At 40.6% G+C, this 21142-nt stretch carries 18 protein-coding genes; 3 read left to right on the forward strand and 15 right to left on the reverse strand.

The window, feature by feature from the left end; genetic code table 11:
• Window positions 1-51: 51 nt before the first annotated feature.
• The 14 genes from ALE3EI_RS13565 to ALE3EI_RS13630 form a co-directional block, all read right to left on the reverse strand.
• On the reverse strand, window positions 52-3099 hold the full coding sequence (locus ALE3EI_RS13565; protein ID WP_186989555.1) for a T9SS type A sorting domain-containing protein: 3048 nt from the start codon (window positions 3097-3099) through the stop codon (window positions 52-54).
• 187 nt (window positions 3100-3286) lie between these two features.
• Entirely contained in the window at window positions 3287-6430 is a 3144-nt protein-coding gene (locus ALE3EI_RS13570; protein WP_186989557.1) for a T9SS type A sorting domain-containing protein, read from the reverse strand.
• A gap of 177 nt (window positions 6431-6607) precedes the next feature.
• A complete protein-coding gene (locus ALE3EI_RS13575; protein ID WP_186989559.1) occupies window positions 6608-7426 on the reverse strand; it encodes an enoyl-ACP reductase FabI in 819 nt (272 codons plus the stop codon).
• Between the two features lie 62 nt (window positions 7427-7488).
• Window positions 7489-9141, reverse strand: a complete 1653-nt coding sequence (gene recN, locus ALE3EI_RS13580) for a DNA repair protein RecN (protein WP_186989561.1) — start codon at window positions 9139-9141, stop codon at window positions 7489-7491.
• Window positions 9142-9234: 93 nt separating this feature from the next.
• Window positions 9235-10125 (reverse strand): type IX secretion system protein PorD, encoded by an 891-nt coding sequence (porD, locus tag ALE3EI_RS13585; protein WP_186989563.1) that lies wholly within the window; start codon window positions 10123-10125, stop codon window positions 9235-9237.
• Window positions 10118-11329 (reverse strand): bifunctional phosphopantothenoylcysteine decarboxylase/phosphopantothenate--cysteine ligase CoaBC, encoded by a 1212-nt coding sequence (coaBC, locus tag ALE3EI_RS13590; protein ID WP_186989565.1) that lies wholly within the window; start codon window positions 11327-11329, stop codon window positions 10118-10120. The genes porD and coaBC overlap by 8 nt, the downstream gene beginning before the upstream one ends.
• A gap of 3 nt (window positions 11330-11332) precedes the next feature.
• Window positions 11333-11668, reverse strand: coding sequence for a DNA-directed RNA polymerase subunit omega (locus ALE3EI_RS13595; RefSeq protein ID WP_186989567.1), 336 nt, complete (start codon window positions 11666-11668; stop codon window positions 11333-11335).
• A 10-nt stretch (window positions 11669-11678) separates the two neighbouring features.
• The gene (locus tag ALE3EI_RS13600; RefSeq protein ID WP_186989569.1) at window positions 11679-12476 is read right to left on the reverse strand and encodes an outer membrane protein assembly factor BamD; all 798 of its coding nucleotides are present in this window, start codon (window positions 12474-12476) and stop codon (window positions 11679-11681) included.
• A 132-nt stretch (window positions 12477-12608) separates the two neighbouring features.
• Window positions 12609-13487 carry a 4-hydroxy-tetrahydrodipicolinate synthase gene (gene dapA, locus ALE3EI_RS13605; protein ID WP_186989570.1) on the reverse strand — a complete coding sequence of 293 codons (879 nt, stop codon included), beginning with the start codon at window positions 13485-13487 and terminating at the stop codon, window positions 12609-12611.
• A gap of 65 nt (window positions 13488-13552) precedes the next feature.
• Window positions 13553-14071 carry a DUF6913 domain-containing protein gene (locus ALE3EI_RS13610; RefSeq protein ID WP_186989572.1) on the reverse strand — a complete coding sequence of 173 codons (519 nt, stop codon included), beginning with the start codon at window positions 14069-14071 and terminating at the stop codon, window positions 13553-13555.
• A 55-nt stretch (window positions 14072-14126) separates the two neighbouring features.
• Window positions 14127-16124 (reverse strand): NAD-dependent DNA ligase LigA, encoded by a 1998-nt coding sequence (gene ligA, locus ALE3EI_RS13615; RefSeq protein ID WP_186989574.1) that lies wholly within the window; start codon window positions 16122-16124, stop codon window positions 14127-14129.
• A gap of 32 nt (window positions 16125-16156) precedes the next feature.
• Window positions 16157-16747, reverse strand: a complete 591-nt coding sequence (locus tag ALE3EI_RS13620; protein WP_186989576.1) for an LOG family protein — start codon at window positions 16745-16747, stop codon at window positions 16157-16159.
• Entirely contained in the window at window positions 16740-17597 is an 858-nt protein-coding gene (prmC, locus tag ALE3EI_RS13625) for a peptide chain release factor N(5)-glutamine methyltransferase (RefSeq protein ID WP_186989578.1), read from the reverse strand. Before prmC ends, ALE3EI_RS13620 begins: the two co-directional genes overlap by 8 nt.
• 2 nt (window positions 17598-17599) lie before the next feature.
• Complete coding sequence (locus ALE3EI_RS13630; protein ID WP_186989580.1) at window positions 17600-18085, reverse strand: GNAT family N-acetyltransferase; 486 nt, start codon at window positions 18083-18085, stop codon at window positions 17600-17602.
• A gap of 27 nt (window positions 18086-18112) precedes the next feature.
• Here ALE3EI_RS13630 and ribD point away from each other — a divergent pair, with 27 nt between their 5' ends.
• From ribD to ALE3EI_RS13645, 3 genes are read left to right on the forward strand one after another with little or no spacing between them, the layout of a single operon-like run.
• Window positions 18113-19162 carry a bifunctional diaminohydroxyphosphoribosylaminopyrimidine deaminase/5-amino-6-(5-phosphoribosylamino)uracil reductase RibD gene (ribD, locus tag ALE3EI_RS13635; protein ID WP_186992383.1) on the forward strand — a complete coding sequence of 350 codons (1050 nt, stop codon included), beginning with the start codon at window positions 18113-18115 and terminating at the stop codon, window positions 19160-19162.
• On the forward strand, window positions 19159-20034 hold the full coding sequence (locus tag ALE3EI_RS13640; protein WP_186989582.1) for a DMT family transporter: 876 nt from the start codon (window positions 19159-19161) through the stop codon (window positions 20032-20034). Before ribD ends, ALE3EI_RS13640 begins: the two co-directional genes overlap by 4 nt.
• Window positions 20027-20641 (forward strand): IMPACT family protein, encoded by a 615-nt coding sequence (locus ALE3EI_RS13645; RefSeq protein ID WP_186989584.1) that lies wholly within the window; start codon window positions 20027-20029, stop codon window positions 20639-20641. Before ALE3EI_RS13640 ends, ALE3EI_RS13645 begins: the two co-directional genes overlap by 8 nt.
• On the opposite strand, the gene ALE3EI_RS13650 is transcribed toward ALE3EI_RS13645, so the two are convergent.
• A complete protein-coding gene (locus ALE3EI_RS13650) occupies window positions 20642-21040 on the reverse strand; it encodes an acyl-CoA thioesterase (protein WP_186989586.1) in 399 nt (132 codons plus the stop codon).
• Window positions 21041-21142 lie beyond the last annotated feature (102 nt).

Consider the following 21142-nt stretch of genomic DNA (forward strand, 5'->3'; position numbering starts at 1 on the left):
AAAAAAAGCCATCTATCAAAGACAGATGGCTTTAGAAATATATGAAAAAAATTACTCTTTCAAAATCTTGTAAGTTCCTATTTCTCCATTCACTGAAACTTTCATAATGTAAGTTCCTGTGGTGAGTGAGGAAACATTTAACTCACTGCGTGTAGCATTTACATCCATTCCGAGTACTTGCTGACCCAATATGTTGTAAATCGATACAGAATCGATCATCTCGATCGAAGACAGATTTAAAATTTCATTAGCAGGGTTTGGATAATAACTGAATCCTTCTATAGTATTATCGGCTGTACCTAAATTAGTACCATCGATCACTATATCGGTAATTCCGCCGGTATTCACTACAAATAAGTAGTATGCCTGACCCGCTTCAGTTGTAATATTAGCCGTGGTTCCCGGAGCACACTGGTTTCCTACCTGGAAGAAATATTCCAGATCGGTTTCAACTGCGTTCTCATCCGGAGCCTTATAGAATACTATAAAACTCGCTCCTGCTGGAGAAACGATAGAGGCAGTAGCTGTTCCGTTTCCGGCTGCAACAAAGTTATACCATACACCGTTTGCACCGTCGATGGCACAACCCGTTGGGTTACCATTCTCGGTAGTAGCAGCAGGCATGGCAACGGCAGGATCGGTATAAGGGAATCCTATCTCGTCAACATCAATAGAGTTCACGATCATATCGTTTGGTGGAGGTACCGGAGTACACGCCAGATTGATCGAGAAGTCTCCTTGTGCAGATCCGAATCCGTGAACTAAGATATAGTAGGTTGTACTACCGTCTCCTTGCCATGACACTTCAGACTGTAATCCACAAGAATCGTCGTTATCATCCACACAAGCTAGGGCACCACATGTACCTTCATACACTGTTATCTTACTGTCATAAGCCGTTCCACCATCACATAGGGAAACTGTATAATCGGTAATTAAACCACTAGTATCTTCGAAGGTATACCATACACCCGGTGCTGTAATAGGAGTGGTACAAACAGGAGCAGCAGGATCAAAGAACGCAGTTCTTGTTGTCCCCAGCAGTGTTTCTCCACAAGCTATAGTTTGTGCATTTGCGCATTCATCATTAGGTGCAATAGGTTCGCAGGTAACGGCCATACTAAAAGCTCCGGAACTGGTTCCGAATCCTTCTACAGCGATTACATACGTGGTAGTACCGTCTGAAAGGAAGGTAACCTGAGATTGTAACCCACAAAAATCGTCGTTATCCACCACAAGGGTTCCTCCACAGGCATCGTAAACAGCAACTCGGGAATCATAAGTCGTTCCTCCGCCACAGAACGATAGGGTAACAAATTCCTGAGTACCCGAACCGGTAAATGAATACCACTCATCCGGAGCAGCCGTTACACCTCCCTGATCTGTATTATCTGCTGTAGTTCCTACGACCACATCACCACAGGCAACCGGTAAGGCTCCTGCGCATTGATCACTGGTTGGTACTTCAACAAAGCTGATGTCCATCATAAGATCCGGACCTGTACCACCACCTACACCACAGGCAGTTTGTCCCGATCCCCATGTGGTACAAGGAGTTGCAAATCCGCCACCCGGATTTTGCCATTGATATGGGCCATCATTACCATCGGATGCAGTAGACCAGAACCATTGTCCCGCCAGAGCAAAATCCAAAGTAGCAACTACGCTCATCCAGTATGTTTCACCGCCAACCAAATTAACTGCTCCGGTAGGTGAAAGTATAAAACTTCCCGTATTTCCGGGATCTAGGGCCGGGCCTGGGAAATCTTCAGTATAAATTATTGATCCGGGAATACCTCCGGCATTACTGTAAATATTTAATGTAACTAATGAATTAGGATCTGCAGGAAATCCTGCGGCCGAACTAATTCCTGTAATAGATACTTCGCAAATAGCTGCTGCCATAGAAGGAGCTAAAGGAATGACAAAATCATCTGCGGCTTCACTGTCAAAAGGATCATTGGTAGGGTTTGGAAAATTCTGAGATGGAGTTCCATTTAAAGTATTTATTGAGTTCGTATAGTTTGGAACTGTAGTTCCACAGGTAGCTCCGCCACCACCACCGCAAACCAAACCTGATTCGGTAGTTTGAGATCCCGGAGCTAACTGACCCGAAACAATAACATTTCCACCACAGGAAATTGTATAGTTAGGGGTATTATCTAGGAATGGACCATTCATAGCCGTGATAAAAAATTCCAAAGGTTCATTAGAAGTTGTGACCATTTGCGTATCACTATAAGGTGGTGCGCCATAAGGACCTCCACTCAACAACACTACACCTCCATTATCTCTAAGCTCCCATGCAACTTCATCACCAAAGTTAACAGTGTCTTCAACAGTTACTGTCCAGTTACCTGCACTGGTTGTGTTGGGAATAAAAGCTACAAAGTCGTTCGTAATTGCCCAGTTTTGATTATTACGATTTGGAACAGCAAGTCCGTCAGTTCCGTCAAAATTTTCAATTCCCTGAGTCGATGGACCACCATCATCGGGTTTAGTCGTAGTATGAATTTCGATCACATTTGTTCCTTCATACAGCTGAGCTTGTGTAGTTACATTATTTCCGGAAGGAAATTGATCTACATTAAAATATTCAACGATAAATATTCTGTTAGGAGCAGTTCCTTCAGTGGAGTAGCGAACAACATTCATCGCGGGCTGACCGCCGTTTCCGGGATCAAGATCATCCCATGCAACCGCTATTATATTATTAGGCAGTGTTGCATTAGGAATAGCGTCATCAGATAGATCTGTTACGTCTGCAGGATCGAACGTTAAATATCCATTGGATGAAATGTAGATATCGGTATAATCGTTTCCAATAAAATTAAATGTAAAGCCCATGGATATAGGGCCGGTACCATCATCATCTCCCAAAGTAACTTCCGTTCCGGAGACAGAGATGTCGATTGGATTAAAAGTTCCTGCTTGGTCCAACGTATAGTCTATGGCCATGGAACTTGAATTGGTTGTGTTCTGATTTACAGATGTACTTTGGTAATTTGAACTGAGTGATGCCGCTGTTACGGGGCCAACACTCTGAGCAAAACCGAAAGAACATACCATCAAAAAGAGTAGTAATGTAATTTTTTTCATAATGAGATTATTAGATTAGTTGCGTTAAATTGAAGCTTAAAAGTATTAAAAAAATGTTAATAATTACCCTCTCCGGACAGTAAATAATTAATAAAGAGAAGATTGTTGATTATTGAAGTTCGAAATCTGACCCATAAAAAAAGCCACCCTTTCTCAAGGATGGCTTTCTTTTTCCATTTTTAAGGATCTACTCCTTTATAATCTGATAGGTTCCTATTTCTCCATTCACTGAAACTTTCATAATGTAAGTTCCTGTGGTGAGTGAGGAAACATTTAACTCACTGCGTGTAGCATTTACATCCATTCCGAGTACTTGCTGACCCAATATGTTGTAAATCGATACAGAATCGATCATCTCGATCGAAGACAGATTTAGAACCTCATTGGCAGGGTTTGGATAATAACTGAATCCTTCTATAGTATTATCGGCTGTACCTAAATTAGTACCATCGATCACTATGTCGGTAATTCCGCCGGTATTCACTACAAATAAGTAGTATGCCTGACCCGCTTCAGTTGTAATATTAGCCGTGGTTCCCGGAGCACACTGGTTTCCTACCTGGAAGAAATATTCCAGATCGGTTTCAACTGCGTTCTCATCCGGAGCCTTATAGAATACTATAAAACTCGCTCCTGCTGGAGAAACGATAGAGGCAGTAGCTGTTCCGTTTCCGGCTGCAACAAAGTTATACCATACACCGTTTGCACCGTCGATGGCACAACCCGTTGGGTTACCATTCTCGGTAGTAGCAGCAGGCATGGCAACGGCAGGATCGGTATAAGGGAATCCTATCTCGTCAACATCAATAGAGTTCACGATCATATCGTTTGGTGGAGGTACCGGAGTACACGCCAGATTGATCGAGAAGTCTCCTTGTGCAGATCCGAATCCGTGAACTAAGATATAGTAGGTTGTACTACCGTCTCCTTGCCATGACACTTCAGACTGTAATCCACAAGAATCGTCGTTATCTCCAACACAGGTAAGAGTTCCACAATCTCCGGAATACACAGTTATTTTACTGTCATAAGCCGTTCCACCATCACATAGGGAAACTGTATAATCGGTAATTAAACCACTTGTATCTTCGAAGGTATACCATACACCCGGTGCTGTAATAGGAGTGGTACAAACAGGTGCTGTTGGATCGAACAATGCGTTTAATGTAGAACCAAGTAGCGTTTCACCACAAGCAATCGTTTGTGCGTTAATACACTCGTCGTTAGCTGCTATAGCCTGACAAGTCACCTCCATACTGAAAGGACCTACGCTAGCTGCGGCAAAACCTTCAACAGCGATCACATACGTTGATGTTCCGTCTGATAAGAAAGAAACCTGAGACTGAAGTCCACAAAAATCATCGTTGGTAACGATTACTGCGCCACCACAAGAATCATAAACGGTAACTCTCGAATCGTAAGTTGTTCCTCCATTACAGAATGATAAGGTAACTATTTCCTGAGCTCCTGTTCCTGTAAATGAATACCACTCATCCGGTGCTGCGCTTTCACCACCTGTATCTGTATTATCTGCGGTAGTTCCAACAACTATATCTCCACACATTACTGGAGTAGCTCCGGCACATTCATCGTTTGTTACTGGTGGTATCGGGGTTCCGGCAATAGCAACAATACCAAGTTCCGCACAGTCTGAATTAACAGTTCCTAATCCCGTAAAAGCACCTGTAGTAGTATCTACCGTACCGAATTGATTGATTCCTCCTCCAACATAGGCTCCCATATAAAGTACATTAGAAACCGGATCGAAATCGGCATCCTGTGCAAAGTTAATTGCAATGCCTAAGGGACCAATTTCGGTAAAAGTGGCATTGGCAAGATCCACACTCCATAGACTGTCGTTGGCCAGTTCGGCCATATATGCATCTCCGTTATTGTCGATAGCCAGCCATATTCCGAGTCCACCCGGAATATTGGATGTTCCCACTTCAGTTAAAGTTCCTGTAGCGAGATCAACGGTATAAATGGTATGGGCATCACCCGAACCGGTCAAGGCATACATGGTACTATTCGCGTAATTCCATGCCAATCCTCTCGTTCCATGACCTGCTAATATATTGGTTAGCGGTCCAACCGTAGTTTCGGCTCCATTAGACGGGTCAATAGTAATTAATGTAAGTGCGCCATTATCTAGAGCGTATAAAGTTCCTGTACCATCATAATCACCAGCAAAAATAGCTGTAGTAGAAGTTCCTACGGTGTTAATATTATATGGTCCTCCTAAAGAAAAAGTTCCCATATCGTCTGAACAAAATCCTGCATCAAAAGCAAAGACTTCATCCATTCCACCGCCTCCGCCACCGCAGACTAAGCCTGATTCGGTAGTTTGGGAACCGGGTGCTAATTGTCCCGAAACAACTACGTTTCCTCCACAGGAAATTGTATAGTTAGGCGTATTATCTAAGAATGTACCATTCATAGCCGTTATAAAAAATTCTAACGGTTCATTAGAAGTGGTCACCATTTGCGTATCACTATAAGGTGGTGCTCCGTAAGGACCTCCACTTAACAAAACAACACCTCCGTTATCTCTAAGCTCCCAGGCAACTTCGTCACCGAAATTAACAGTATCTTCAACAGTTACTGTCCAATTGTTACTTCCACCACCGCTTACAGGTTCCGGACCATTAAAATTACCTATCTGACCACCTTCCACACACGGACTTGCAGGTGCAGGCCAGGAATCGATCCAGATAAAGTACTCGGTGTTGGCTACCACATTAAAGTTTAGTGTTCTTGTGGTGGTAGTTGATCTAGTTCCTGCGACACAAGTTCCTCCTCCTTCAGGACAACCATCATACACAAAGATTGCTGTCCATGAAGTATTATCTACTGTTATGGTTACCGGACCGTCGGTAGCTGGTGTATAAGAATAAAGTGCTTCAAGACCATTTCCATACTGGGTTGGGATTGCCGTCCCCGTATTGGCATCTGTAGGACACATTGTAGTAGTGGTAGAATTTAATTGATCTACAGTGTGGCACACAAGTGGCTGATTTGTAAATGTTCCCGAGGTTATTGGGATCGCAAAATCACAGGGAGCCATTGAACTTCTTTGCTGCGTAAAATACGCACTCAATACTGCTCTTTCAGCATCGGTAAATAAATCTAAAGACCCATCTCTGGTATCTTGAGAATCCACTGAATTTAAACGTTCAAGTAATTCATCTATTTGTGATGAATTTACAGTTTGGTTCGATTCAGTAGAATTTGCTAAAATCCGTGCTTGCTCTTCCGGATAATAATCTTGTGCTAAAAGACTAGATGAAAATCCAATCAAAAAGCACCATAATACTAGCGTAATTTTTTTCATAATTAAATAATAGATTAGTTAAAATAATGGTATTAAAAATATTGAAATTTAATTTAAGATTGAAATAATTTCGACTATTAACATTTTCTACCGACTAAACATCTTATTTAACATAAAAAAACACCTGTATCATTAATAAATACAGGTGTCAACAGAAATTTAAACCGCTGCGATATTTTATTGATTTTTTACAAAGGCATCCATGACGGCATCACTTACCCCCATATTCGAAAAACCTCCGTCATTGTATAAATTTTGAAGAGTGACTCTTTTGGTTAAATCGCTAAACATGGCAATGGTATAATTGGCACAATCTTCGGCAGTTGCATTGCCTAATGGTGACATTTTTTCGGCATAGGCAATAAAGCCATCAAATCCTTTAACTCCCTGTCCGGCGGTGGTAGGGGTTGGTGACTGAGAGATCGTATTCACTCTTACTTTTTTATCTTTTCCGAAGAAATATCCAAAACTACGTGCTATCGATTCCAGGTATGCCTTGTTATCGGCCATATCATTATAGTCCGGAAAAACACGTTGCGCAGCCATATAGGTTAGCGCAACTATACTCCCCCATTCATTCATGGCATCCTTTTGATACAACACCTGCATGGTCTTGTGAAATGATCCTGCCGAAACATCCCATCCTTTATGTGTCCAATCGTAATTTTGATCGGTATAGTGTTTTCCTTTTCGAACATTTACTGACATCCCTATAGAATGAAGCACAAAATCTATTTTTCCCCCCAGAATCTCCATCGACCGTTCTACTAGATTTTCAAGATCTTCGAGGTTTGTGGCATCTGCAGGGACAATTTCAGAATTTGTCTTTTCGGCCAACTGATTTATTTGCCCCATACGCATGGCTATTGGAGCGTTAGTCAATACAAAGACTCCTCCTTCTTCATGAACCCGTTCCGCTGTTTTCCACGCAATAGAGTTTTCATCCAGTGCTCCAAAGATAATTCCGCGTTTTCCTTTTAATAGATTGTAAGACATAGTTATAGAGGTTATTTTAGTAGTTTTATGTTCTAGAATTGCAGTTTCAACAAAGATACGCTTTAATTCAATAATTCTTTTGCATTGGCTATAGCCGCATCTGTCACTTTATTACCTCCTATCATTTTGGCTATTTCCACTGTTCGTTCTTCCTGTCCCAGCACTCTTAATCGAGTTTGAGTTACTTCGTCTACATCTTCTTTATAAACCATAATATGATGATCTCCCTTAGCAGCGATCTGAGGTAAATGCGTAATACTTAACAATTGCATTCCCTTGCTCATTGTGTTCATTATAGATGCCATTTTATTGGCAATTTCACCTGAAACTCCCGTGTCTATCTCATCAAAAATGATAGTAGGCAATTTTTTGTATTCGGCTAAAACCGCTTTTACAGCCAACATGATCCGACTCATTTCTCCTCCCGAAGCTACTTTTTTCAAGGCACCAAAAGACAAGCCCTTATTTGCTGTGAACAGTAATTCGAGCGTATCGGTTCCATTGGATCTAAAACGATTTGATGGTGTTAGATCAAATTTAAATCTAGCATTGGGGAGTCCGAGTTCTTGCAGGATTTCCTCCAATTTCGCTTTTAATATAGGAATAGCTTTACTCCTTTTCGAATGGAGTTGGGTTGCAATATTTAAAGCAATGGTCCTGTATTTTTCTATTTCTTTCTGAAGTGCCTCAATGCGATCATCAAGTTGTAGCGTTCCCTCAATTTTTTCTTCCAGATCCTTCTGAATTTCTATCAATTCTGATATGGAGTTTACCGTGTGTTTTTGCTGAAGTTTATAAATATTCTGAAGAATGGTGTTAACTTCCATCAGCTTCTGCGGATCGGCTTCAACGTTTTCGGCGGTATTCTGAAGCGATTCATACATATCCTCCAGTTCTATGACAACACTTTGAAGCCGGTCGTTATAATCTGAAAATTCAGAAGAGAATTTCTGTAATCTGGCCAATAGTGTGCGAGTTTCTTTGGCCATTCCAAGCATCCCAATGGATTCTTCAGAAAAAATTTGAAGGACCCTGGATAGCGTTTCCTGTATCTCTTCGGTATTATTTAAGGTTTCAAACCTATTTTCCAGTTCGGTTTGATCGTACTTTTCCAAAGAAGCCTGTTTTAATTCGTTAAATAAGAACGAATGATAATCCAGCTCTTTGGTCGCTGTTTCTTTGGATGCCAATACCTGCTCCAGATCTGTAGCAACATTTCTGTATTCCTCATAGGCATTGGAATACTCCTGTAAAAGCGCATCATTTCCAGCCAAAGCATCGATAACTTCCATCTGAAAAACTTCATTAGACAGCGCCAATGTCTCGTGTTGTGAATGAACATCCACCAGATGCACTCCTAATGCCTCCAGTTGTGAAAGGGTTACGGGAGTATCATTCACAAATGCCCTAGATTTTCCACCCGGGAGGATTTCCCGTCGTACAATAGTGATGGGCTCATAATCCAGATCGTTTTCAGTAAAGATCTTTTGTATTTGGTAATCCCCTATTCTAAAATTCGCTTCAATAACACATTTCTTTGAAGCATCCTTTACACTGCTTAGATCTGCTCTTTTTCCCAACAACAAGGATAACGCACCTAAAATAATAGATTTACCGGCGCCTGTTTCACCCGTGATAATCGTAAGTCCGGACATAAACCCAACGTTCAGGTCATCGATTAATGCATAGTTTTTTATGGACAGATTTGTAATCACAAAAGTGTATTAAATGAAAGGGATTCATCTGTTAGATGAGGGACTTCTAAAGTAAAGGAGAATTGTTACTTCTGCAAGAAAAAAAACCTAAGCTTAAAACTTAATTTCACTCCAATTGCTACGCTTGGTTGGAGCCATTCTATTCAGGTTTTCCACTAATTGCACGATATCGACTTTGGGGCCGCCACTGAAGATCGCCTGAATTTCATCACTTTTTGCATCAAAAAAGGTTCGAAGCAGAAAAGAATTGGGTCTTCGGTCGTTTATGTTCTTTAACTTTGCGATGGCCTCAACGATCTGCTGTTTTGCAGCTTTCTGGTCTTCGCCCATTACGTCCAACCCTTTCCGGTGATATTGATATAAGGCATCGTGAAATTCCTGATAGACGTTAGACAACATTGCATCGTTATAACGGTATCGGGACTGATTCCCATCAGTTGCCTTCCATCCCGAAAAATTACTTGATGCAGCAGTGTTCACAATTTGCTTGGCTACTTCAAAATACTCCTGACCTCCGTTCGGCGAATACGTGTCGGCATCTAAAGCGATAATGGTATACACGTGATAAGCGATCACCGATATAAGGTTAGAATCGAAATTGTTTATATTGAAATTAAGGGGTTGAAATTCTACATAATCGAAACTGAATTGTCTGTCATTGTAGTTGTACACCGGACTGTCATAGGTAGAACCGAAAATGGTTCTTGAAGATTGTACTTGAAGGGTCGCGCTAAAGGAATCGGATTCGTAACTGTTTATAATAATTGACATATTGCAGTCGATACGCTCCTGATTCTTATACACCTTGTTCGTCCATTTCGTATTATTAACAAATTCAGTTACCTGCTGCGCCAGCGTTCTGAAAACCTGCTGATTGGGCTGTCCTGTTTGCTCGGCATCCACCGTTACGGTACAATTAAGCTCCTGAGATTGACCCACTAAGCCGGTAATGAGAAACGAAAATAAGAGTATAAGTTTACGCATGGAGTTCTTGTATAATATGTTCTAAAATATCGATAGCCACTTTCTTCTTGCTTTTAACTTGAAATGGCAGTACTTTATTGCCCTTTGTGATCAAAGTAACCTTGTTTGTGTTGGTCTTAAAGCCCGCACCTGGATCATTCAGCGAATTTAATACAATTAAATCTAAATTCTTTTTTTTCAGTTTTGTTTTTGCGTTTTCCAGTTCGTTCTCGGTTTCCAGTGCAAAGCCTACAAGATATTGTTTCTTTTTTATCGCTCCTAGGGAAGCCAGAATATCCTGTGTTTTCTCTAGCTTTAACACCAAAGTATCTTCTTTCTTCTTGATCTTTTGATCGGCAACTTCAACAGGACGAAAATCGGCCACCGCAGCACTTAAAATTGCAATATTACACTCGTTAAAATACTGGTGCACTGCATCATACATTTCATGTGCTGAAGTAACCCGAACGGTCTTGATCAAACTGTGTTCGGTATGCAGTGCAACCGGACCAGACACCAACACCACCTCTGCTCCCAGATCTGCTGAAGCTTCCGCAATCGCATACCCCATTTTTCCACTGGAGTGATTACCTATAAAACGTACCGGATCGATCGCTTCATAAGTGGGGCCCGCTGTAATGAGTATTTTTTTTCCGCGTAATGGTAGGCTTTTCAGCAGATCCCTTTCAATAAATTCTACAATAGCTTCGGGTTCTGCCATTCGACCCTGCCCTACTAAACCGCTGGCCAGTTCCCCGTGCTCTGCGGGGATCATAATATTTCCAAAATCCGTCAACTTCTTAAAGTTATCCAAAGTACTCGGGTGTTTATACATATCCAGATCCATGGCGGGTGCATAATACACCGGGCATTTGGCAGAAAGATAGGTAGCAAGCAACAAATTGTCACTAGTTCCGGCTGCCATTTTTGAAAGGGTATTCGCCGTAGCTGGAGCAATTATAAATAAGTTTGCCCAAAGGCCTAACTCTACATGGTTATTCCATTGGGCATTATCGTCATCTTCGTTGGTGAACGAAGAGAATACTTCATTCTGTGATAAGGTAGAAAGCGTAAGAGGCGTGACGAATTCTTTAGCCGAAGGCGTCATTACCACTTTAACATGAGCTCCTTTTTTTACCAGTAACCGAGCTAAAAAAGCGGCTTTGTAAGCGGCAATACCGGCAGTAACGCCAAGCAAAATATTTTTACCGCTTAAAACAGACATTTTTTAGCTTTCTAATTCTTCGTCTTTGGTATTTCGGTAGTAGATCTTACTTTCCAACCACTCCTGAATTGCCAGCGCATGTGGCTTAGGAAGTTTTTCGTAGAATTTCGAAACCTCAATTTGCTCCTTGTTCTCGAAGATCTCTTCAAGACTGTCGTTGTAGGTAGCAAACTCATCCAACTTCTCAAGAAGTTCCTTCTTGATATCGTTATTGATTTGATTGGCGCGCTTCGAAATAATAGAGATTGCCTCGTAGATATTATCTGTTGGCTTATCAATTAAATTTTTATCAATAGTGGTCGTATTGATAGGTGCATCGCTGTTTTTAATATCTGTCATAATCTTTATATTAACTTGTAGGCTCTTCGACAAGACGCTCGTCAATTTCAGCCAAAATTTTATCTGCATCTTCCTTTAGATCAGAATTTGCATAATATTTTACAAAACTGTTATAATACCCTTTCGCTGTCAATAGTCGTTCTTGAACCAATGCCGGGATACTGTTGATGGCCAGTTTATAAGCCGCCTCCAATCTACCGTAAAAAGCATTTTTCCGTAGAGATGCACCGGGGTGATCGGTAATAAAATTCTCAAAGGCTGCGATTGACGCTTTATAGTCTTCAATGTTCAAATATTGCTGCGCAATTTCAAAATCCTTTTTTTCAAGTTTCTCTCTCAATTCGGTTACCAACGTATTCGCTTCGAGACGCAATTCAGAATTTGGGTATTTATTTATATAAGCCTGAAGTTCTTCCAGTGCTTTATAAGTGTCTTTTTGGTCCAATGAGTACCGTGGAGAAAGTTCGTAATAGCTCTTTGCCGACCTGTATGCCGCTGTCTCAACACTATCGCTGGTAGGATAGGCAGTTACAAACCTTTCAAATTGATAACCCGCCAGATAATAATCTTCCAGATTATAAAAGGTATTAGCGTACATAAACATAAGTCTTTCTGCCTGGGGCTTCCCTCTATATGCAGGAACGATCTGTTCCATCAATTTTAATGCTTTCTTGTATTTTCCTTTTTGATACAATGAATCTGCCATCGAATATTTTCGGGCCACATCATCATCCCTCAATACTTTCTGATATTCACCACAGGAAGCAACGAACAAAGCTATAATGATAAGATATAAAGGTACTCTCATGGTTTTAAAAAACATCGTGCAAAAGTAGTGAATTAAACGTGATTACAAAAACTTAATTTTACACTAAAGTATTGTTTGTATACCTTGCGATAGGTAAAGTTTTGAAATATTTAACGCTTATATTTCGATCAATCAAGAAAACGCATCAGTAAACTCACTTATTTTTAATCGCAGACTGTCGCTAACGCCTACCAACGGGAGTCTCACCGTATCATCACAAATGCCTAACTTTTTAAAAACTGCTTTAATACCCGCAGGATTACCTTCAGCAAAAATATAATCGATCGCCGGAGCGATTTTATGATGAATTGCATAGGCCTCATCGACCTTGCGTTCCAGTCCTAAGCGAACCATTTTTGAAAATTCTCTGGGAAATCCTTCCCCAATAACTGAAATCACGCCGGAACCTCCAGCGAGCACCATAGGTAAAGTGATCATGTCATCTCCCGATATTACATGAAAATTTTCAGGACACGACGCAATGAGTTTCATAGCCTGTACTATATCTCCTGCCGCCTCTTTTATGGCTACAATGGATTCGAAATCATTGGCCAGTCTCGCCACGGTCTCAGGAAGCATGTTGGACGCTGTTCTTCCCGGCACATTATACAAAATGATGGGCTTAGGCGCCATTTGTGCTATCGCAGCAAAGTGCTGGTAGATCCCTTCCTGAGTGGGCTTATTGTACATGGGTGAAACCGATAAAATTGCAGCAAAGTGAGTGAGATCGGTATGCCTCATTTCATCGATTACAGCCATAGTATCGTTGCCACCGATTCCTAAAACCAAAGGCAATCTGCCATTGTTCGTCTTAACTATGGTATCAATAACCAGTTGTTTTTCCTGTTTATTCAAGGTAACACTTTCTGCAGTAGTTCCAAGTACCACCAAATAATCAATACCATTGTCTATTTGATAGTTCACCACCTTTTCCAATCCCGATACATCAACACTTAGATCAGGTTTAAAAGGTGTGATCAAAGCTACTCCGGTTCCAACTAGTTCTTTCATTCTATTTATTTTTGATATGAATTATTGAATATTCTAAAATGCTCCTCATTACAGACCTTTCTTATTTAACCGATCTTACCGAGTATCTTCATGTACTTTACGAATTCAGATTTAAAAGCATCTTCCTTATCCAGGGTAATGTTAATAAGTAAATCATATAGACGATCATCGGCATTCGCAGCGCCCACTTTAAATTTTGCCTTGCTTTCGGTAACCATCAGATCCAAAAATTTATTAGTTCCGTGGTAATAGCCTACCAATACATCGAAAGGTACATCCAAGAATTCCCGAGCATTCTGATTGTGTATCTCCCCTTTCCAGGTAAATTCCTTATTCTGAATCTGATTCTGCTGTAAGGTGGGTAATTTCTTCTTCACCTCCACAAAGGAAAAGACCTTCACATCCTTTCGTTGTATCCCCAACTCGCGCCAATACTCATATAAGAACTCAAAATCTGTGGTTAACTTTTCATCAACTATAAACCCCAGTGTTTTTAAAGGAGCATTCACCTGCGAAACATCCCTGATCTTTAAATTTTTATCAGTTCTTTTCTGAAGTGATTTATGTCTTAAATTTTTAAACATTCTCCCTAATTCTTGGACTGCAAAAATACACTTTTTTAGTGGTAAACTATCGTTGTTATGAGGCTATCATTTCCAAAAAATCATCTTCATTAATAATCGGGACACCTAAGCCTTCAGCCTTTATCCGCTTGCTCGGCCCCATATTTTCCCCGGCAACGACATACGAGGTTTTAGCCGAAATAGACCCAGAAACTTTTCCGCCATTGTCCTCTATCAATTTTTTCAATTCAGTTCGTGACACCTTCGAAAATACACCCGAAACCACAAACGTATTTCCGGTTAATTTCGTAGTTTGATTTGCCAGTTTTTCGGCAGAAATTTCCAATTGTACTCCGTAGTATTTTAACCGCTGTATTATGGTTCTATTTTCTTCGGAAGCAAAAAATTGGACTACACTTTGGGCAATACGCTCTCCTATCTCATCAACCGAGACAAGGCTTTCTTCTGAAGCTTCGGCTATGGCATCTATACTTTTATAATGCCGTGCCAGTTTCTTTGCTACGGTTTCTCCAACATAACGTATTCCCAACGCAAACAATACCCTTTCAAAAGGAATCTGTTTGGATGCCTCTATACCCAACACAAGATTCTCAGCGCTTTTCTCTGCCATTCGTTCCAGTGGAATAACCTGCGCTGTGGTAAGCTCATAAAGATCTGCATAATTATTTATGAGTCCGTTGACCACCAAAAGAGCCACTGTTTCAGCACCAAGCCCTTCAATATCCATGGCTTTTCTCGATATAAAATGTTGAATCCTCCCGATGATCTGTGGCGGACAACCTTCAGAATTCGGACAATAATGTTGCGCCTCTCCTTCTGTTCGAACCAAAGTTGTATCACATTCAGGACAGGTCGTGCGGTACGTGGTTGGCTCAGATTCGGGATCGCGTTGGGTAAAATCAACCCCAATGATCTTAGGAATGATCTCACCCCCCTTTTCCACATATACCGTATCACCTTCCCTGATATCGAGCTTGGCGATCTGGTCGGCATTATGCAGTGAGGCCCGCTTAACAATAGTTCCTGCCAGCTCAACCGGTTGTAAGTTTGCGACGGGTGTAATGGCACCGGTTCTGCCAACCTGGTACGTGATCTCATTTAATACGGTTGAAACCTGCTCTGCCTTAAATTTATATGCCATAGCCCAACGCGGAGCTTTAGCGGTATATCCAAGTTCTTCCTGCTGATGAAGATCGTTCACTTTAATGACTACCCCATCGGTTTCGTACGGCAATTCGTGACGATGCTTATCCCAATAGTTTACAAAGTCCAACACCTCATCTATATTTTGCGCCAATTTGGCAACTTCAGGAACTTTAAAGCCCCATTCGCGGGCTTTTATCAGACTTTCAAACTGTGTTTTAATGGGTAGTTTTTCTCCTTTTAAACTGTACAACAAACATTCTAAAGGACGCTTTGCCACCTCACTGCTATCTTGTAATTTTAAACTCCCTGAAGCAGTATTTCTGGGATTGCGATAGGGTTCTTCGCCGGCTTCTACACGTTCGGCGTTCATTTTTGTGAATCCGTCGAAAGGCAAAACGATCTCTCCTCGAATTTCAAACAGGGCCGGGAAGTCGCCTTTTAATTGCAGTGGGACTGAACGAATGGTCTTCACATTGGTGGTTACGTCATCACCTTGAAATCCGTCACCACGCGTAACCGCTCGTAAAAGTTTTCCGTTTTCATAGGTGAGACTCATGGAAGCCCCATCGTATTTGAGCTCACAGGTGTATTCCACTTTACCGTCCACCATTTTTTTAATGCGCTTTTCCCAATCTTCAAGGTCTTCCTTAGAGTAGGAATTATCTAAAGAATACATGCGGTACGTATGCGGAACGGTTTCAAAGTTCTTAGTGACTTGTCCTCCCACTCTAATGGTAGGGGAATTTGGGTCGTAATATTGAGGATGGGCAGCTTCCAGCTCCTGTAATTGTTTCAGTTTCTGGTCGAATTCAAAATCGGATATCACCGAAGTATCCAGTACGTAATAATTATAATTGTGCTCCCGAAGTTCTTTGCGAAGCTGGTTGATTTGCTCTTCCGTAGTCATAACACAAAGATAAAAATAAACTATCCTTTTTGCTATGTTAAATCCTCATTCATCCATTGAGGAATTCGGGGAGCTTTAAAATCCTTCATTTTTTGTAGTAATCCATCCACTGTGGTATCTACAAGAAGCAATTCGTAGTTCTCCATGCTTAAAAATCCCTTTCGCACCATGGTTTCGAGCAATTGAATAAGATCATCATAAAACCCGTTGCAATTTAACAAACCAATGGGTTTAGTATGTAAGCCGAGTTGGAGCCATGAAAATATTTCGAACAATTCTTCTAACGTACCAATACCTCCGGGTAGTGCAATAAATCCATCGCTGAGATTCTGCATTTCAAGTTTTCGCTCATGCATACTTTTAGTGGTGATCAAATTTGTTAGCCCAAGATGAACCACCTCCTTTTTCTTCAGAAAACCGGGAATGATCCCGGTCACTTCTCCTCCATTGTCCAGTACCGTTTTGGCCAGAGACCCCATGATTCCGATTTTTGCTGCACCATAAACCAAAGTTATACCCTGAGAAGCAAATTTTTCGCCTAATTCCTGAGTCGCACGGGTGATAATGGCGTCATTTCCATCACTGCTACCGCAAAAAACACAGATATTTTTGAGATCATTCATGCAAAGCACATTTTATCATTCGGTCTTTTCCGAAGAGATCCTTCCTGATTTCAATAGCGTTAAAACCAATATTTTTAAGTTCAACCGAAAGTGTCTCACTAAGATACTCATTAATCTCGAAGAACAGGGCTCCACCCGGCTTTAAATTATGTTTGGCCAGACGGGCTATAGCTTTGTAAAACACTAAAGGATCTACGTTTGAAACAAATAATGCCGCCGCCGGTTCGTACTCAAGCACATTTTTGTGCATAGCCTTCTTTTCCATTTCACGCACGTAAGGAGGATTGGAAACAATGATGTCATATAGCTTTGGAAGTTTTGAAACCTTCAGTATATCCCGTTCTTCAAAGGTTATAGCAACCTTATTATTTATCGCATTCCTATGGGCGATTTTTAATGCTTCCGAAGAAATGTCTAAAGCACTTACAGCAGCAGGGGTAAGATTCTTGGCTAGCGATATAGCAATACATCCGGAGCCCGTTCCAATATCCAATATGTCAAGATTGGCAGGGTCCTTTGTCTGACTAATATCAAGAATCCATTGCACCAACTCTTCGGTTTCAGGACGTGGAATTAAGGTATGTTTATTCACTTTGAAAGGGAGTGAGAAAAATTCAGTTTCACCCGTAATGTATTGTATAGGTTCAAACTTCTGAAGTCTTTTTACGGCGTTTTTAAATTCCTGTTGCTGGTTTTCTGAAAGTTCGTTGTTGGATCTTAAGACCAGATCTATTCTTTTCAGGTTTAGGATTTTTTCTGAAAGTATCGTAAAAAAAGATCCTACTTCTTCTGAAGGATACCTCCCTAAAAGTGATGCATAGAATTCCTGCCGTAGCTCAGCTATAGTCATGACTACAATACTTTGATCATATGAACCGGACATGAAAAATGTCCTGTATCGCCCAGGGGTCCGTCGAGATATGTAAAGCCTTCCTGTTGGTATAATTTCTGAGCTGCTTTCATATACGGCATGGTTTCGAGGTAACATTTTTCATAACCAAATTCCCGCGCCGCATTAAAACATAATTTTAGCATTGCCTGTCCAATCCCCTTGCCTCTGGCTTCAGATAAAAAGTACATTTTTTGTAATTCACAAACATTACCGTCGAAATTTGCCAATTGAGAAATTCCGCCACCACCAATGATCTTGTTGTTCTCTTCGACGACAAAATAAACAGCGCCATCCCTATTATAGGTTTCGAACATCACATCTAAAGAGGTATCTTCATAAACCGTACCTGTCTTGGGCACATTTAACTCCTCCAAAACCCTGCGTATTACGCTGGCTATATGCTCATCATCTTTTTTTTGAATAGGACGTATTGCAGGGGTGCTCATGTGATCAATTCCTTGTATTTTTACGATGTGAATATACACGAAAAATATATGTTGCGCTGCATCCAGCTTGCAAAAAACGGCCTTGGAACGACCTATCCCAATCCGATGGTAGGGAGTGTAATTGTTCACAACGACAACATCATTGGTGAAGGATGGCACTATAAAGCGGGACATCCACATGCCGAAGTAAATGCGATAAATAGTGTTGCTAAAAAAGAGCTTCTGAAAGATGCAACCATCTATGTGAGTCTCGAACCCTGTAGTCATTTTGGTAAAACCCCTCCCTGTGCAGACCTTATCATCGAGCACCAAATCAAGAACGTGGTCATAGGGAGCACAGACCCTAATCAAAAGGTTGCAGGACGAGGGATTGAAAAATTAAAGGCTGCGGGATGTGATATTCGCCGTCCCATTTTAGAAGCGGAGTGTCGTGAATTAAATAAACGGTTTTTTACATTTCACACAAAAAAGCGACCGTATATACTTTTAAAGTGGGCTGAGACACGGGATGGGTTTATGGCTCCCTTAGCATCGAAACGAAATCAAAGATCACCGGTGTGGATCACTAATAAAAGATCGAGGCAAAAGGTTCATAAAATACGGACTGAAGAACAAGCTATTCTGGTAGGGACACAAACTGTTCTTGATGATGATCCTTCACTTACCGCAAGGGATTGGCATGGAGAATCGCCACTTCGGATAATAATCGACAAAGAGCTGAAAATTCCTGAGCATTCTGCAGTTTTTAATTCAAACGCAAAAACCATTGTCTTTACCGAAAAGCCTAAACCTTCGTCTCAACTTCAGAATTTTAGAAAGATTGACTTTTCACAAAATGTCCCCCGGCAGATCATATCAGACTTATACGATTTAAATATTCAATCGGTACTCATTGAAGGCGGAGGAAAAACCTTACAATCCTTTATAGATATTGATTTATGGGATGAGGCTATTGTTTTTAAAGGGAATAGCGAATTTAAGGAAGGGATAAAAGCGGCTGAGTTTACAGGAACTCTGATTTCAGAAGAAAAGTCCGGTTCAGATCTCATAGAACGATATAAAAATAACAACCTTTGATCTCACTGTTTTTCAGCATCCTTGCATCGACCCTAATCTTCATTGTATTTAAGCTGTTCAGCAAATACAACATCAATACTTTTCAAGCCATTGTCGTAAATTATATCGTTGCATGTATTTGTGGCCTACTGGCGTATTCGGGTGATCTTTCAATACGTGAAATTCCCGGTCAGCCGTGGTTTGTTTACACATTAGGTTTGGGGATTACATTTATAGTGGTTTTCAATCTTATGGCACTTACCACACAGCGAAGCGGTTTATCAGTCGTGTCTGTAGCAACGAAAATGAGCTTAGTGATCCCTGTGGTTTTTGGGCTTTGGTATTACAAGGAAAGCCTTGGGATATTTAAAGCAACGGGGATAGTACTTGCACTGGTTGCCGTATACTTTGCTTCCATAAAAAACAAGGACGGGCTAAAGATTCAACGATCAAATTTGATCTTTCCGGTATTGGTCTTTTTAGGGAGTGGTTTTATAGACACCAGTATCAAATATCTTGAAAATTCGTACGTTGCGACAGATGAAGTGCCTGTTTTTTCTGCCACTATATTCGCTGCCGCGGGAAGTCTTGGCCTTATTTCGCTTATTTTTCTGGCCTTGAAGGGATCCATTCGGATCGATATTAAAAATATCATTGGGGGAATCTTCCTGGGCGTTCCAAATTACTTTTCGGTATATTTTTTAGTGGAAGCATTGCGAAGTGGAATGCTTGAAAGTTCGGGGATCTTTACTGTTAACAATGTTGCAATAGTAATGTTATCCACTCTGGTTGGAATTTTACTTTTTAAGGAAAAGCTGATAGTAAAAAACTGGATAGGAATTATAATAGCCGTCGTAAGTATATTATTAATCACAATAGATTTTAATGTCTGAAACTATTAAAGATACCTATAAAACGATAAGAGAGGATTCCCCGGTAGCTCTTTACAAAGAAAAAGGCAGCAAATTTTACGGCTATGCTTTTCATGTAACCAATGAAGAACAGATAAAAGAGCATTTAGAACAACTCAAGAAAGAACACTATAACGCCCGTCATTGGTGTTATGCCTGGCAGTTGGGAAAGGCTTATGAGCAATATCGGGTTAATGACGACGGTGAACCTTCAAACAGTGCCGGAATGCCAATCTTTGGACAACTACAATCCTATGATGTAACTAATATCCTCGTGGTAGTAGTGCGGTATTTTGGAGGAACGAAATTGGGCGTTGGCGGATTGATCCAGGCTTACAAGACTGGAGCACAGTTGGCGTTGGAAAACGCTAAAATAGTAAAACGGACCATCGATGAAACGATTCAATTAAAATTCGAATATCCTGAAATGAATACAGTTATGCGAATCATAAAAGAGGAAGATCTTACCATAAAATCTCAAAAAATGGAACTAAATTGTGAAATTGTGCTTTCGGTACGAAAAAAAGATTCAGCAAGAATTTTTGGGATATTTGAGTCTACTTATAAAATTTCTGTAAAAAGGGTTTAACTATTCCTCCAATTTCTTCAACAAATAATCGGGGGCTTTCATCAATTTTTTTGTAGTACTGTTCACAAAAACCAAGGTGGTGGAAGCTGTGATGAGAAGCTGATTTTTTTCATTAAAAATTTCGTAATCGAACTCTATTTTAACTGTAGGAATTTTCTTAAGTGTAGTGATTACGGTAAGTACGTCGTCATAATGAGCCGGTAATTTATAATCGATGTTTAAATGTACCACCGGTAAATGAACATTATTCTGTTCCATCCATTTGTAAGAAAAGCCCAATTCCCGCAGCCATTCGGTTCTTCCCTGCTCGAGGTACTGAGCATAGTTGCCATAGTAAACCACACCCATTTGGTCTGTTTCTCCATATCGCACTCTGAGGTTTGTAAGAGTTTTTTTCACATTTAAAATGTTTAGAAAAGGAACTTTTTTCGTAGTTTTAACGTTAATGAAGTATGAGAAAAAAAAAGTAGAAATTCAATACCCAAAGTATTTTTTTTTTCA

It is taken from the genome of Constantimarinum furrinae, assembly GCF_014295415.1.
GTDB classification, from domain to species: domain Bacteria; phylum Bacteroidota; class Bacteroidia; order Flavobacteriales; family Flavobacteriaceae; genus Constantimarinum; species Constantimarinum furrinae.

Excerpts from the sequence above, each read along its gene's own strand:
- ALE3EI_RS13565 (WP_186989555.1), bottom strand. The coding sequence starts at position 3,099 with ATGAAAAAAATTACATTACTACTCTTTTTGATGGTATGTTCTTTCGGT.
- ALE3EI_RS13600 (WP_186989569.1), bottom strand. The coding sequence starts at position 12,476 with ATGAGAGTACCTTTATATCTTATCATTATAGCTTTGTTCGTTGCTTCC.
- ALE3EI_RS13645 (WP_186989584.1), top strand. The coding sequence starts at position 20,027 with ATGTCTGAAACTATTAAAGATACCTATAAAACGATAAGAGAGGATTCC.
- prmC (WP_186989578.1), bottom strand. The coding sequence starts at position 17,597 with ATGACTATAGCTGAGCTACGGCAGGAATTCTATGCATCACTTTTAGGG.
- ligA (WP_186989574.1), bottom strand. The coding sequence starts at position 16,124 with ATGACTACGGAAGAGCAAATCAACCAGCTTCGCAAAGAACTTCGGGAG.
- ALE3EI_RS13575 (WP_186989559.1), bottom strand. The coding sequence starts at position 7,426 with ATGTCTTACAATCTATTAAAAGGAAAACGCGGAATTATCTTTGGAGCA.
- coaBC (WP_186989565.1), bottom strand. The coding sequence starts at position 11,329 with ATGTCTGTTTTAAGCGGTAAAAATATTTTGCTTGGCGTTACTGCCGGT.
- ALE3EI_RS13620 (WP_186989576.1), bottom strand. The coding sequence starts at position 16,747 with ATGAATGATCTCAAAAATATCTGTGTTTTTTGCGGTAGCAGTGATGGA.
- ALE3EI_RS13595 (WP_186989567.1), bottom strand. The coding sequence starts at position 11,668 with ATGACAGATATTAAAAACAGCGATGCACCTATCAATACGACCACTATT.
- ALE3EI_RS13610 (WP_186989572.1), bottom strand. The coding sequence starts at position 14,071 with ATGTTTAAAAATTTAAGACATAAATCACTTCAGAAAAGAACTGATAAA.
- dapA (WP_186989570.1), bottom strand. The coding sequence starts at position 13,487 with ATGAAAGAACTAGTTGGAACCGGAGTAGCTTTGATCACACCTTTTAAA.
- porD (WP_186989563.1), bottom strand. The coding sequence starts at position 10,125 with ATGCGTAAACTTATACTCTTATTTTCGTTTCTCATTACCGGCTTAGTG.
- ALE3EI_RS13630 (WP_186989580.1), bottom strand. The coding sequence starts at position 18,085 with ATGAGCACCCCTGCAATACGTCCTATTCAAAAAAAAGATGATGAGCAT.
- ALE3EI_RS13570 (WP_186989557.1), bottom strand. The coding sequence starts at position 6,430 with ATGAAAAAAATTACGCTAGTATTATGGTGCTTTTTGATTGGATTTTCA.